16 protein-coding genes are annotated in these 13,234 nt (G+C 51.8%); all 16 read left to right on the forward strand.

The annotated features are described in order from the left end of the window. Positions 1–19 precede the first annotated feature (19 nt). The 16 genes from der (at position 20) to B5F80_RS04825 (ending at position 13,015) form a co-directional block, all read left to right on the forward strand. The gene (gene der / locus B5F80_RS04750; RefSeq protein WP_087477677.1) at positions 20–1,351 is read left to right on the forward strand and encodes a ribosome biogenesis GTPase Der; all 1,332 of its coding nucleotides are present in this window, start codon (positions 20–22) and stop codon (positions 1,349–1,351) included. After that, entirely contained in the window at positions 1,348–1,971 is a 624-nt protein-coding gene (plsY, locus tag B5F80_RS04755) for a glycerol-3-phosphate 1-O-acyltransferase PlsY (protein WP_087477678.1), read from the forward strand. Before der ends, plsY begins: the two co-directional genes overlap by 4 nt. 88 nt (positions 1,972–2,059) lie before the next feature. After that, positions 2,060–2,620: a 16S rRNA (guanine(966)-N(2))-methyltransferase RsmD gene (gene rsmD, locus B5F80_RS04760; RefSeq protein WP_087477679.1), complete on the forward strand. Its 561-nt coding sequence runs from the start codon at positions 2,060–2,062 to the stop codon at positions 2,618–2,620. Further along, the gene (gene coaD, locus B5F80_RS04765; protein WP_087477680.1) at positions 2,617–3,108 is read left to right on the forward strand and encodes a pantetheine-phosphate adenylyltransferase; all 492 of its coding nucleotides are present in this window, start codon (positions 2,617–2,619) and stop codon (positions 3,106–3,108) included. The genes rsmD and coaD overlap by 4 nt, the downstream gene beginning before the upstream one ends. An 11-nt stretch (positions 3,109–3,119) precedes the next feature. Continuing rightward, entirely contained in the window at positions 3,120–3,584 is a 465-nt protein-coding gene (locus B5F80_RS04770) for an ATPase (protein WP_087477681.1), read from the forward strand. 74 nt (positions 3,585–3,658) lie between these two features. Next, a complete protein-coding gene (locus tag B5F80_RS04775) occupies positions 3,659–4,492 on the forward strand; it encodes an RNA methyltransferase (RefSeq protein ID WP_239386304.1) in 834 nt (277 codons plus the stop codon). Between the two features lie 4 nt (positions 4,493–4,496). After that, positions 4,497–5,249 carry a nickel pincer cofactor biosynthesis protein LarB gene (larB, locus tag B5F80_RS04780; RefSeq protein ID WP_162609100.1) on the forward strand — a complete coding sequence of 251 codons (753 nt, stop codon included), beginning with the start codon at positions 4,497–4,499 and terminating at the stop codon, positions 5,247–5,249. A gap of 4 nt (positions 5,250–5,253) precedes the next feature. After that, positions 5,254–5,718, forward strand: coding sequence for a nickel insertion protein (gene larC, locus B5F80_RS04785; RefSeq protein WP_087477682.1), 465 nt, complete (start codon positions 5,254–5,256; stop codon positions 5,716–5,718). Next, positions 5,690–6,625, forward strand: coding sequence for a ribonuclease HIII (locus tag B5F80_RS04790; RefSeq protein ID WP_087477683.1), 936 nt, complete (start codon positions 5,690–5,692; stop codon positions 6,623–6,625). The genes larC and B5F80_RS04790 overlap by 29 nt, the downstream gene beginning before the upstream one ends. 6 nt (positions 6,626–6,631) lie before the next feature. Continuing rightward, positions 6,632–7,480, forward strand: coding sequence for a ChbG/HpnK family deacetylase (locus B5F80_RS04795; protein ID WP_087477684.1), 849 nt, complete (start codon positions 6,632–6,634; stop codon positions 7,478–7,480). 24 nt (positions 7,481–7,504) lie between these two features. After that, positions 7,505–8,434: an NAD-dependent epimerase/dehydratase family protein gene (locus tag B5F80_RS04800; protein WP_087477685.1), complete on the forward strand. Its 930-nt coding sequence runs from the start codon at positions 7,505–7,507 to the stop codon at positions 8,432–8,434. Continuing rightward, a complete protein-coding gene (locus tag B5F80_RS04805) occupies positions 8,431–8,880 on the forward strand; it encodes an ACT domain-containing protein (RefSeq protein ID WP_087477686.1) in 450 nt (149 codons plus the stop codon). Before B5F80_RS04800 ends, B5F80_RS04805 begins: the two co-directional genes overlap by 4 nt. A 32-nt stretch (positions 8,881–8,912) precedes the next feature. Beyond that, complete coding sequence (locus B5F80_RS04810) at positions 8,913–10,199, forward strand: homoserine dehydrogenase (protein WP_087477687.1); 1,287 nt, start codon at positions 8,913–8,915, stop codon at positions 10,197–10,199. 2 nt (positions 10,200–10,201) lie between these two features. Further along, a complete protein-coding gene (gene thrB, locus B5F80_RS04815; protein WP_087477688.1) occupies positions 10,202–11,119 on the forward strand; it encodes a homoserine kinase in 918 nt (305 codons plus the stop codon). Beyond that, entirely contained in the window at positions 11,116–11,946 is an 831-nt protein-coding gene (gene nudC / locus B5F80_RS04820) for an NAD(+) diphosphatase (protein ID WP_087477689.1), read from the forward strand. The genes thrB and nudC overlap by 4 nt, the downstream gene beginning before the upstream one ends. Positions 11,947–12,322: 376 nt before the next feature. Further along, positions 12,323–13,015 carry a hypothetical protein gene (locus B5F80_RS04825; RefSeq protein ID WP_087477690.1) on the forward strand — a complete coding sequence of 231 codons (693 nt, stop codon included), beginning with the start codon at positions 12,323–12,325 and terminating at the stop codon, positions 13,013–13,015. The last annotated feature ends 219 nt before the right edge of the window (positions 13,016–13,234 follow it).

The following is a 13,234-nucleotide window of genomic DNA, read 5'->3' on the forward strand; positions in this document are numbered from 1 at the left end:
AGGACAACAGGAAACTGGTATGTATAAACCGTTAGTAGCTATCGTCGGCCGGCCGAACGTAGGCAAGTCGACGTTATTCAACGCTATTGTCAAGAAGCGCATTTCTATCGTAGAGGATATTCCCGGCGTCACGCGGGACCGCATTTACTATGACGCAGAATGGCTCAATCAGGAATTTACTATGATCGATACGGGCGGCATCGAATTCGTCGACTCGGAAAATCATATCTTCACGAGCATGCGCTATCAGGCAGAGCTGGCTATCCGCGAAGCCGACGTCATCCTGTACGTCGTCGATGGGAAAGCCGGCGTTCAGCCTCAGGATGAAGATATCGCCCGCATCCTCCGCTCCAGCGGCAAGCCGGTCATTTTGGTAGTCAACAAAATCGACAGCGTAGAGCTGTCCATGAACATTTATGAATTTTACAGCCTCGGCCTGGGCGATCCCATCGGCATTTCGGCTGTCAACCTCATGAACCTGGGCGACCTGCTGGACGAAGTGCTAAAGCACATCAAAAACGTGCCCTATGAAGAAGACGACGAAGAAACGATACACATCGCCCTCGTCGGCCGTCCGAACGTAGGCAAATCATCTATGACCAACGCCCTGCTGGGGCAGAACCGGGTTATCGTCAGCAATATGCCCGGCACGACCCGCGATTCTATCGACACCCATTGGGAATACGAAGGATCTAAGTTCGTCCTCATCGATACGGCAGGCATGCGCCGCAAGGGGAAAATCGACATTCCCGTCGAACGGTACAGCGTCGTCCGCGCCCTGCGGGCCGTAGACCGCTGCGACGTGGCTGTCCTCGTACTGGACGGCGTCGAAGGCGTAACGGAACAGGATAAGAAAATTGCCGGCTACGTCCACGAAGCGGGCAAGGGATGCGTCATCGTCGTCAATAAATGGGACCTGGTGACCAAGGACAGCAAGACGAGCCAGAAGTACGAAGAAGACATCCGCCGCGAGCTGGCGTTCCTGCAGTACGCGCCGATCTTGTTCGCTTCGGCCCTGACTAAGCAGCGCATCAACCGTTTGGCCGACATGGTCAAATTCGTATCGGAACAGCAGCATATGCGCGTGTCGACGAGCGTACTGAACGAGCTCATCGAAGACGCCCAGCTGACCAATCCGCCGCCGGCCAAGGGCGGCAAGCTGCTGAAAATCTATTATATGACGCAGGCCTCCGTGCAGCCGCCGACGTTCATTTTGTTTGTCAACGAGCCGCAGCTCATGCATTTCTCCTATCTGCGCTTTTTGGAAAACCGGCTGCGCGAAACCTTCGGCTTTGAAGGTACGCCGATTCGCCTGATACTGCGGGGAAAGAAGGATGGTGACGCCCTATGATGATGGGAATCGCTTGCTTGCTCTTAGCGTATATCGCGGGCTCCTTTCCGAGCGGCCTGGTCATCGGCAAGGCCATTTACCATACGGACCCGCGGGACTACGGCAGCCATAATACGGGCGCGACGAACGCCTACCGCGTCTTCGGCGCCGCCGGCGGCCTGGCCGTCCTCATCCTGGACGTCGCCAAGGGTATGCTCGGCGTGTATTTGGGGCAAGTCGCCGCTTCGGCGATGGCCATGCCGGAAGACCAGCGCATCTACCTCATGGTGCTCGGCGGCTGCGTGGCTCTCGTCGGCCATTCCTGCTCTATTTTCCTGAAATTTAAAGGCGGCAAGGGCGTGGCCACCGGTCTGGGCATCATCTTGTTCCTGGCTCCTTGGGAAACGCTCATCGTCTTCGCCATATGGTGTGCTATCGTCGCGGCGACGCGCATCGTATCTCTCGGCTCTATCGTCGCCGCCGTACTGGTGCCGGTTTTGATGTACTTCTTCGACGAGCCCCTGCCGCTTACGATATTCGGTTTGATTGCGGCCGTCCTCGTCGTCGTGCGCCATAAGGACAACATCATCCGCCTCATGCAGGGACGGGAGCTGAAGGTAGAGAGAATCAAGAAAAACTAAGGAAAAATTTTCTTTTTCTTATGGGCCTTTGCTATTTGATATGTAAAGAAAAACGTGTATAATTGTTTGTGTACGAGCAGGTGATTATGTGAGAATCATATCCGGCAGTGCAAAAGGGAGAATATTGAAATCGCCGAAAGGCATGCTGACGAGGCCGACGCTGGACCGTACGAGGGAAAGCTTGTTCAACATATTGGCCAACGGCGTGCTGGAAGGTGCTTCTGTGCTGGACATCTTTGCCGGCACGGGAGCCTTGGGCCTGGAAGCCCTGAGCCGCGGCGCGGCGCACTGCGTGTTTATCGACCACTACACGCAGGCCCTGATTCGGCAGAACGCCGAATTGTGCGGCTTTGGCGGGCAGTATGAAATCCTCCGCATGGAGGCCGGCAAGGCCTTGGCGCGGCTGCAGGGACGTCAATTTCAATATATTTTTGCGGATCCACCGTATAATAAGAATTTGGTGAATAGTACGATTGCTTTAATATGTCAATACGATTTGCTGGCTCCTGACGGATTACTTCTCATGGAACACAGCAGGGACGAAGAGATAGCAGACAGCCTGCTGTATGAGATCATCAGAGAAAAAGCCTATGGAAAGGATACGCGCATCGCCTTTATCCGCAGGCATCAGGGAGGAATTGAATCGTGAAAATCGGAATTTGTCCGGGCAGCTTCGACCCCGTGACGAATGGACACATTGATATTTTTGAACGCAGCAGCAAATTAGTAGATAAGCTTATTATCGCCGTATTTGAAAATCCGTCGAAAAAGCCGCTGTTTACGATGGAGGAACGGGAAGACATGCTTCGGGAAACGACGCGTCATATTCCCAATATCGAAGTAGCCAGCTTTCATGGCTTGCTGAACGAATACGCCATCGAACACGGTGCGACGATCATTATACGCGGCTTGCGGGCCCTCAGCGATTTTGAATACGAATTCCAGCGGGCGCTGCTCATGAAAAAAGTCGAACCGGATATTGAAACCGTATTTATTATGACGAGTACAAAGTATTCCTTTATCAGCTCTACAGGCATCCGCGAACTGGCGTGCTTCGGCGGCAAGCTCGACGACATGGTGCCCGAGTACGTAGAACAGAAGTTGAAAGAAAAGTTCAAAGATAAATATCAGGCGTAGGGGTGGAAGACATGAATTCGGATAAATTGTTGGAAGATTTGGAAAGCTTGGTAATGAACGCATCGAAGGTTCCTTTTACAAATAAAAAGATGATCGAAGAAGAAGAACTCCTGCAGATCATCGACGACTTGAAGGAATCCATGCCGGCTGAGCTGGAACAATCGAAAAAGGTACTGGCCGAAAAAGATAAGATCATTGCCGACGCGCAGCATCATGCCGACAGCATGGTGGCGCAGGCCAAGGACTATATTGCCAAATTGACGGAAGAAAGCGAACTGGTGCGCCAGGCGCAGAAACGGGCGAATCAGATTATTCTGGACGCCAATCAGTCTTCGGAAGAATTGAAGAGCAGTTCCATTACATACGCCGGCGACGTCTTGAAATACGTCGAATCGACGTTGGAAAAGACCTTGTCCAGCATCAAGCAGAACCGCGACAGCTTACTGCAGTCCAACCGGCAGGATGAGACGAAGTAAGGCAGATACGCAGTATAAGTGCAATATCCAGAGGGGTATTGCACTTATTTAAGTTATGGGCAGAGGAGTCAGATATGCAGGAAAACAAGTATGAAGCGATGAAATCCATTACGTCCCGCGACAACCAATGGATTAAAAAAGCCTGCTCGCTGAAGCAGAAAAAGGGACGCCAGCAGGAGCGGATGGTCTTTGTCGAGGGAATGCGCGTCGTCAGGGACGCGGCGGAAAGCGGCGTTCGCCGCGCCGTTTGCTTTCTTTCGCCGAAGGGCAGGGACCACGAGAAGTTTCAGGAAATATACGACATGGGCCGGGCCCTGGATTGGACGTTTTTTTCCGTGACGGACAGTGTGTACGACAAGCTGAAGGACACGAAAGCGCCGCAGGGCATCGCGGCGATGCTGCCGTACGTCACGGTGTCTCTCGACGAGCTGGGCGGCCTTGCGCCGCGTCAGGCTGTCGTGTATTTGCAGGCCGTCCAAGACCCGGGAAATTTAGGGACGATCATCCGGACGGCGGCTGCGGCGAACGCTGCGGCGATTTTGCTGAGCGAAGGCAGCGTCGACGTGTACAATGATAAGACCATACGCAGCGCTATGGGCGCTATATTTAAGCTTCCCATCGTGCAGGATGTAGATGAAGAACAGCTGCTGGCCTTTTGCCGGCGAAACGGGCGGGCCTTATTCGGTACGGCGCCGCAGGGGACCATATCTTATGAAAAAGCCGCCTACGGCCAGCCGGTAGTATTGGCCTTCGGCAACGAAGGAAACGGCCTGTCCGAAGGACTTTTGAAGCAGTGCCGCGACGTGCTGACCATTCCCATGCGCAGCAATACGGAGTCTCTGAACCTGTCCATGTCGGTAGGCATCGTCCTGTACAAGGCCTGGGAAGCGAATGGATTTAAGGAGTAGTGTTATGACCGATATCAAAATGATTTTGCAGCAATATAAGGACGGCGCCCTGTCGCTGGACGAAGCCGCCGCGGCTCTTCGAAGCGATGAGCCGTCTGTCCTGGATTTAGGCTTTGCCAATTTGGATTTGCAGCGCCAGAAGCGGTGCGGCTTTCCTGAAGTCGTATACTGCGCCGGGAAGACTGTCGGGCAGTCCGTACAGATTTTGGGACTTCTCATGAAACAGTATGACAATGTCATCGGTACGCGGGCTTCGAAGGAAGTGTACGACCGCCTCATGCCGGACATTCCCGACGCGCAGTACGACGAACTGGCCCGCATGGTTTACCAGTTTAAGGATAAAACCGTCGTCAACGGCGATAGGGTTATCGCCGTCATCACTGCCGGTACCAGCGATATTCCCGTCGCCGAGGAAGCGGCATTGACGGCGGAAATCATGGGAAATACGGTAGAGCGCATTTATGACGTCGGCGTCGCCGGCCTGCACCGCCTGCTGAACCGCAGCGCAGACATTCGCCGGGCCAACGTCTGCGTCGTAGTCGCCGGTATGGAGGGGGCCTTGGCCAGCGTCGTCGGCGGCCTCGTCGACAAACCGGTCGTCGCCGTGCCGACGAGCATCGGCTACGGCGCTAATTTCCATGGCTTGTCAGCTCTGCTGGCTATGCTCAACAGCTGCGCCGCCGGCGTGTCCGTCGTCAATATCGACAACGGTTTCGGCGCCGGCCGCATGGCCGATATGATCAATCGGATGAGGTGAGGCCATGGAAACGCTGTGGCAGATAGAAGCCAATATTGACGATATGAATCCGCAGAACATGGAATACGTATTCCAAAAGCTGCTGGACTTGGGCGTTAACGACGTGTGGGCTATGCCCATGATGATGAAGAAATGCCGCATGGCGTCTATGCTGTGCGTATTGTGCCCGGAAGAGATGATCGAGGCGGCGGCTTCTCTTATTTTTGCCGAAACGACGTCCATCGGCATCCGGTATTTTCCTGTCCGGCGCACGATTTGCAGCCGGGAAATCGAGACGGTTTGCGTAGACGGCGAACAGATTCGCTGCAAGATAACCTCTTACGACGGAAAGGTTATGAATATTTCCGCCGAATACGACGACTGCCGTGCCGCTGCCGCGCGGACCGGGACGGCGCTGAAGGAATGGCAGCGAAAGGCGAAGGAAGAGGCGTATAGACTATATGGATGTAAAACTGCAACCAATTGTTGAAGATTTTAAACGCAAGCTCGCTGCGGCGCAGATTCGCTGCGTGCGGGAAAAGGACATAAATTATGGGCATCAAGTCGTCTGCGCCCAGGGTACGGCCGAAGGGACGGTCAATTTTTACTACGGTAAAAAGGGCCTGTCCGTCGTCGTGCAGGGAAAAGACGGAGCGCTGAAACAGACCTTAACGGCTCTGACGACGGGAGAAAAGGCGGCGGATCCTGCTGCAGCTCCGCTGTACAGTGCAGAGGGGCTGCATCCGCAGGGAATTTCCTGCTGGATGGGCTGCGACGAATCGGGGAAGGGCGACGTATTCGGACCGCTGGTCGCGGCGGCCTGCCTGATTCAGGCCGATGAAGAAGCGCCGCTCCGCCGTCTCGGCGTCTGCGACAGCAAGATGCTGACGGACGATGCGATTGCCCGTCTGGCTGCAGAGATACGGGAGATGCTGGGAGACCGCTGCGTCGTCTCCGTTCTCATGCCGGAGGAATATAACGCCCGGTACCAGGCCTTTAAGCAAAGACGAAAAAATTTAAACCATCTCCTGGGCAGTATACATGGACATAACATACGTGTACTATTGTCAAAATACGAATGTCCATGTATAATAGTCGATAAGTTCGGTAAAGAGGAATATGTTTTAGCTGAGCTGCAAGACGAAGCATCGTCACATCAAATCATCCAGGTTACGAAGGGCGAACGGGATACGGCCGTCGCGGCGGCATCTATCCTGGCCCGGCAGGCTTTCGTCGACGCCATGGCCCGTTTGGCTCAGCAGTACGGCATGACCTTTCCCAAGGGAGCCTATATGGGCATCGCTTCGGCTATTGCCGCCTTTCGAAAGACTTACGGCGACGGTGAATTGTCCAGCGTAGGGAAATTGAATTTTAAAAATTTCGATTTTTTACGGTGACCTGAGATGAACAGAGTAATTATCAACGCCGATGATTTCGGCATTCATACGGAAGTAAACAGGGCCGTCATAGAAGCCCATGAGCAAGGACTGCTGCTGAGCACATCGCTCCTGGCGTCGGGGCCGGCCTTTGACGAGGCCGCCGCGTTGGCGCGGCAATATCCTGGGCTTGGCGTCGGCATTCATTTGTGCCTTGTCGGCGCCTTGCCGACGGTGTTATCGCCGAAAGAAGTTCCGACCTTAGTCGACGACAACGGATTGCTGCCGGAAAGCTACGTCCCTCTCGTAAAGCATATGTGGACGGGCCGGATAGACTTCGAGCAGGTATATCGGGAGCTGGATGCGCAGATGGAAAAAATCATGAGCGCCGGCCTGAACGTTACCCACGTCGACAGCCATCAGCACATGCATATGCTGCCGCCGGTGTGGAAGATCGTGCAGGCTTTGATGAAAAAATACGGCCTCCATCGTCTCCGCATTCCGAAGGAATCCTATTCGTTTAAAGTCATGGCGGCGAGTCCGGGCCGCGTCATGGGGCGGGACGGTTTGACGTATTTGGCGAGAAAAGCCATGTCCGATGTCAAGCGTCTTCGCTTTACGACGACGGACTATTTTTGGGGCATGGTCGACGGCGGTCATATGACCGAGGCGAACTTAGCGCATATCCTGCGGCATATGCCTTTCGGCGTCCATGAAATCATGATGCATCCGGGGCGGAGCACGGCGGTTCTTTCCCAATCCTTTTCCTGGGGGTATCATTGGGAAGAGGAATTTCATGCGTTGATCTCGCCGCGCATACGGCAGCTCATGAAAGAGCAGAATATAGAACCAATCCATTACGGCCAGCTGCCGTAAATGCAGTACAGGGAGTGACATATATTGAACATATTAGTAACAGGCGGAGCCGGATTTATTGGCTCTCATCTGGTTGACGGTCTCGTCGAAGCCGGTCATCATGTCGTCGTAGTAGACAACTTGAGTACCGGCTGCCGGGAACACGTCCATGACCAGGCCGTATTTTATGAAATGGATATATTGCAGAAGGACGAGCTGGCCCGTATTTTTGCAGACGGTGCTTTTGACATCGTCTTTCATGAAGCAGCGCAGACCTTGGTGCCCTATTCGATGGAGCACCCCCGTGAGGATGCAGAACTCAATATCATGGGGCTGCTGAATGTATTGGAGTTATGCCGGCAGTTTGGCGTGAAAAAATTTCTCTTTTCTTCTTCGGCTGCCGTATATGGGGACAATGTGCAGGTGCCGCTGGCAGAAAACGCGCCCCTTCAGCCAACATCCTTTTATGGTTTGACGAAGGTGACGGCTGAAAAGTATATTCAAATGTACCATGACGTGTTCGGCCTTTCCTATGCAATTCTGCGCTACTCCAACGTCTACGGCGAACGGCAGGGCAGCCACGGCGAAGGCGGCGTCGTCTATATCTTTTCCGACGCTATTGCAGAAGGCCGGGAGATTACCATATTCGGCGACGGCGATCAGTCCCGCGACTTTATTTATGTCAAAGACGTCGTCCGGGCCAACATGGCCGCCATGGATGAAACGGCGCCGTCGGGAATCTATAATATCAGCACCAACATCGAAACGACGGTTAACGCGCTGAAGGAAATCCTGTTTTATTTTTCCCAGACAGCCGTGCCCGTTTCCTATGCAGAGGCCCGCAGCGGCGATATTTACCGCTCGGCTCTGGATAATGCATTGGCGAAGCAGACACTGCGCTGGCGTCCGGTGACTAAGCTGCTTGAGGGGCTGCAGCAGACGTATTTCTATTTTGCAGGGAGGAAACAGACATGAAGGAAGAAAAAGACTACAAATTTTACTTAGTACGAGAAGATATTCTTCCCGAAGCAATTAAGAAGACGATTCGGGTAAAAGAGTTTTTAAAGCATAATCAGAAGACGACGATCAACGAAGCGGTGCGCCTTATGGACTTGAGCCGCAGCGCCTACTATAAGTATAAGGATTACGTCTTTCCCTTCCACGATGTAACACAAGGGCGCGTCGTGACGATTTCTCTTATGGTATTGGACAAGCCAGGCGAGTTGTCGCAGATATTAAATGCCGTAGCGGAAAGCAACTGCAGTATCCTGACGATAAATCAGGGCATTCCGCTGCAGGGTATTGCCGATGTCAGCATTTCCATTGAAACGAAGGAAATGACCATTGCCGTCGATGATTTGATTAAACGGCTGGAAGATCTGTCCGGCGTCCGCAAGGTAGAAATCATCGGCCAGGCGTGAGAATATAGACAAGATTCAGAAGGGGGATTATTATGAAAAAAGTGTCGATTGCATTATTGGGGTGCGGTACCGTTGGAAAAGGCGTCATCGATTTGCTGGCCATGAACGGCCCGCTGATTGAAGAACAGCTCGATACGGAAATTACGATTAAGCGCGTCTTGATTCGGGATATGCCGAAATATGAACAGATGGAATTGCCCGGCGATATTTTGCTTACGACGGACTTTGCCGATATCGTCAACGATGACGAAATAGAGATTGTCGTTGAAGTCATGGGCAGTGCTGATTTTGCCAAGGACTGCATTGAGCAGTGCTTCAAAAAAGGCAAGAGCGTAGTCAGCGCCAACAAGGACCTCATTGCCGACTATGGTATGCCTTTGCTGAAGATGGCTAAGGAATGCAACGTAGACTTCCAGTTTGAAGCCAGCGTCGCCGGCGGGATTCCCATCGTGCGGCCTATGTACTCCTCTCTCAACAGCAATACGATGGAAGAAATCATCGGCATCATGAACGGCACGACAAACTATATTTTGTCGAATATGACCGATACGGGCATGTCCTATGAAACGGCGCTGAAGGAAGCTCAGGAAAAGGGCTACGCTGAAGCAGACCCGACAAACGACGTCAGCGGCTACGATGCAGGACGTAAAATCGCCATATTGGCTACGCTGGGCTTCCATTCGGCTCTTACCTTCAACGACGTATCCGTCGAAGGGATTGAAAACATCGCCCAGGAAGACATTCAGCATGCCCGGGAAATGGGCTATGTCATTAAGCTGCTGGCTATCGCCCGCCAGGATGGGGACGGCATATCCTTGAACGTCCATCCGGCCTTTATCCGCAAGGGACACCCGCTGGCCAATGTCGGCGGCGCGTATAATGCCGTATACGTCCGCGGCAACTGCGTAGGCGACGTCATGTTCTACGGTCAGGGCGCAGGGTCCCTTCCGACGGCCAGCGCCGTCGTCAGCGACGTCATGAACGTCATTCTCCACTGCAACATCAACATTACAGGCAGCCGCGATTTCGTATGGCACGACCCGAAGCTGAAGCCGCAGGACTCGATTTGCGCACCTTATTACCTGCGCATGGTCGTAGACAATGCGCCCGGCGTATTGTCCAGCATTTCCGCTGTCTTGGCGCAGCATAAAATTAGTATCCGCTCTTTGATCCAGAAAGATGAGACGACGGAAATCGCCGAAATCGTCATCTTGATCGACAGCTCGGCGGCCGGCCTGGTTAACCAGTCTTTGAAGGAAATTGAAGACCTGGCCTGCGTCCGCAAGATTGCCAACGCGATCCGCGTTATCGAGGTATAATTATGACGACAAGAACACTGCACGTGCAGGTGCCGGCCACATCGGCGAATCTCGGTTCGGGATTCGACGCCGTCGGCATCGCTCTCAACTATTTCAACGAAATATATTTTACAGAAGATGATAAAGAGTTTATTTCCGTAGAAATCGAAGGCTTGGGAAAGGGTGAAATTCCCGAAACCTTTGCCGATAATATGGTCGGCCAGGCTATGGAACGGGCCGCCGCATACAACGGCGGGGCCCTGCCTAAAGGCGGCGCAGTGAAGCTCGTCAACCGCATCCCGCCGGGACGGGGCATGGGCAGCAGCTCGTCGGCCATTATCGGCGGCATCCTCATCGGCGACGCCTTGACGGGCTCCAAGATGAGCAGGGAAGACATGCTGTCCCTGGCTACGGAAATCGAAGGTCATCCGGACAACGTCGCGCCGGCCTTGCTGGGAGGCCTGACGATTTCTATTATGGACGGCGGCAAGACCATGACCAACATCGTGCCTGTCGGAGATGATTTATCCTTCATTACCGTATCTCCCGACGTGGAAGTATTTACGGAAGACGCCCGCGCCGTTCTGCCTAAGGAAATCGCCTATAAGGACGCCGTGTTCAACGTGAGCCGCGTCAGCTTCCTCGTCTCCTCCCTCGTTACGAAGCAGTACGACCGGCTGCAATACGGCCTGCAGGATAAGCTCCACGTGCCGTACCGCATCGGCCTCATTCCCGGCGGAGAGTCTGTCCTGAAAGCAGCCGAAGACGCCGGCGCCCTGGGTGCGACGATCAGCGGCTCCGGCTCGACGCTCATCGCCTTTGCCGTAGAAAACGAACAGGCGATTATGGAAGCTATGATGAACGAATTCAAGATACGGGGCATCGACTCGGAAGGCCATATCTTGAAATGCTGGAACGAGGGAGCGCAGATTCTCCCATGATACAAGACATAGCGCCTCATCAATACCATACGGAATACAGCCCTGTCCCCGTCCAGGACGACAGCGTGATTCTCGCTTATCGGGGCCGGACCGTCTTAGTGCGGCTGGAAGGAGAGGACAAGTCCTTTTCCTATCCGACCTATGCCGATATGGCCGACGTGCCGGCAGAACGCTTTCGCTGGCTGTTCCGTGAAGACGACATCAATTATTTTTTAGCCTTGGAAGACATTCCGGAAGGCAAGGGCTTTGCCTATATATCCATCAACTTCATGCGCGCCGCCCGGCCCCGCTTTCAGGCCTTCGCCGGCGTGGCCGGTCTGTCTCTGCACAACTGGTACAGCAATCATCGCTTCTGCGGCCAGTGCGGCCGTCCGATGGCTCACAGCGATGCTGAACGCATGGTGTACTGCGGTCATTGCCATACGATGATTTATCCGCGCATCTGCCCGGCTGTCATCGTTGCCGTGCGCAACGGAGATAAGCTTCTCGTATCGACCTACGCCGGCCGGGAATATACGCGGGCTGCTCTTATCGCCGGCTTTGCCGAGGTGGGAGAAACGATTGAACAGACCGTCCATCGCGAAGTCATGGAAGAAGTAGGCGTCAAGGTCAAGAACCTGCATTTCTATAAGAGCCAGCCCTGGTGCTTCACCGACACCCTCTTGTTCGGCTTTTTCTGCGACCTGGACGGCGACGAAACCCTGCGCGTCGACCACAACGAGCTGGCGACGGCCCAATGGGTAGAACGGCGCGACCTGCCGGACGACCCGGAACAGGCCAGCCTGACTATGGAAATGATTACCTTGTTTAAGCAGGGGAAGATGTAGTAATTTTAATAGCCTTAAAGGAGACTTCTGTTTAATATTTTTCCTTTGGCAATATTCTGCAAATAACGTTCTGATAAAGATTGATGGAATTGATTATTCATGTATCTGTAGGGAAGAAATATGAAATGTGCTTTAAGATTTGATTCCAGTGTATTGGTTAGACAATTAGAACACTACAGTTAAAAGATGTGAAATAAAAATAATAATATTTTAAAATATTTTTTAGAATGTATTTACTTTAAAAATGTGCTGCATAACAAATGTGCAAAAACGATAAGATATATAATGAGAAATTGGCAGAGAGCATAGTAACTAATATGTCAGCATGAGGTAACTGAAATCGTATTTGTAAAATAGTTTTGGAGAGTGTTTATTTATGACTTCATTAGGTAAAAAAGCAATAGCATGTAGTTTATGCGCAATAATAATGATAATACCGGCAATTAATTCGTCTATTGTTTCAGCAATGAGTAATTCACTTAGTAGTGAAAATAGTACTTATAAGCCGTTTAAATCGGCTGTTATGGAAGCAGAACGACAGAAAGAGCAAGAAATTTTAAGGCGAATACCAAAAGGAAATGCATATATTCCAGCTGAAACAATTTTAAACATAGAATTAACAGAGAATATTTCTTCAAAAACGATGAAAAAAGGGAACCCTGTTCCGCTTAAGACATTAGATCATGTCATTATTAATGATGTCATTGTTATTCCTGCTGGTACTCCGGTAGAAGGCGTTGTCACAAAAGCGAAAAAGTCAGGTATGTTCGGGCGTTCAGGAAAATTGGAATTTACTATAAATTCTGTAAATACAATAAATAATGTTCGAGTACCACTTCAATATAGTGCAATGAAAGAGGCAGGAAGTGATGGTGGAGCTGTGGCAGTTGCTGCTGTAGTAAGTCTTGTTGGAGGATTGTTTATGAAAGGTAAGAATGTTGAATTTCCGGCAGGGACTCATTTTCAAGCAAAGGTTACAGCGGATACCGATTTGCATGTAACTTTAAAGGAGTTACCCGATGCAATGAATCCAGATAAACCTCATGGAATATCAATTACATTGAAATAATTATTCAGATAAAAATGTGATAGCGTAAAATAATTGTGGGAAAACTTTAATGCACAAAGTAAAGAATATATAGCGTAACGGTAATGCTAGTGTCAGCACGTTGCTGTATGCTGTCTATAACGTAACTATAGTAGTAATATTAACAGGTTAAAAGAACTATCAAAAATGGCCTGTCAAAAAATTCCCACAATAACTTTACACTATCTAAAAATACAAAAT

Source organism: Megasphaera sp. An286 (genome assembly GCF_002163455.1).
GTDB classification, from domain to species: Bacteria; Bacillota; Negativicutes; order Veillonellales; family Megasphaeraceae; genus Megasphaera; species Megasphaera stantonii.

Excerpts from the sequence above, each read along its gene's own strand:
- B5F80_RS04795 (WP_087477684.1), top strand. The coding sequence starts at position 6,632 with ATGAACAGAGTAATTATCAACGCCGATGATTTCGGCATTCATACGGAA.
- nudC (WP_087477689.1), top strand. The coding sequence starts at position 11,116 with ATGATACAAGACATAGCGCCTCATCAATACCATACGGAATACAGCCCT.
- B5F80_RS04775 (WP_239386304.1), top strand. The coding sequence starts at position 3,659 with ATGCAGGAAAACAAGTATGAAGCGATGAAATCCATTACGTCCCGCGAC.
- B5F80_RS04810 (WP_087477687.1), top strand. The coding sequence starts at position 8,913 with ATGAAAAAAGTGTCGATTGCATTATTGGGGTGCGGTACCGTTGGAAAA.
- B5F80_RS04825 (WP_087477690.1), top strand. The coding sequence starts at position 12,323 with ATGACTTCATTAGGTAAAAAAGCAATAGCATGTAGTTTATGCGCAATA.
- plsY (WP_087477678.1), top strand. The coding sequence starts at position 1,348 with ATGATGATGGGAATCGCTTGCTTGCTCTTAGCGTATATCGCGGGCTCC.
- B5F80_RS04770 (WP_087477681.1), top strand. The coding sequence starts at position 3,120 with ATGAATTCGGATAAATTGTTGGAAGATTTGGAAAGCTTGGTAATGAAC.
- B5F80_RS04790 (WP_087477683.1), top strand. The coding sequence starts at position 5,690 with ATGGATGTAAAACTGCAACCAATTGTTGAAGATTTTAAACGCAAGCTC.
- thrB (WP_087477688.1), top strand. The coding sequence starts at position 10,202 with ATGACGACAAGAACACTGCACGTGCAGGTGCCGGCCACATCGGCGAAT.
- larC (WP_087477682.1), top strand. The coding sequence starts at position 5,254 with ATGGAAACGCTGTGGCAGATAGAAGCCAATATTGACGATATGAATCCG.
- B5F80_RS04805 (WP_087477686.1), top strand. The coding sequence starts at position 8,431 with ATGAAGGAAGAAAAAGACTACAAATTTTACTTAGTACGAGAAGATATT.
- der (WP_087477677.1), top strand. The coding sequence starts at position 20 with ATGTATAAACCGTTAGTAGCTATCGTCGGCCGGCCGAACGTAGGCAAG.
- larB (WP_162609100.1), top strand. The coding sequence starts at position 4,497 with ATGACCGATATCAAAATGATTTTGCAGCAATATAAGGACGGCGCCCTG.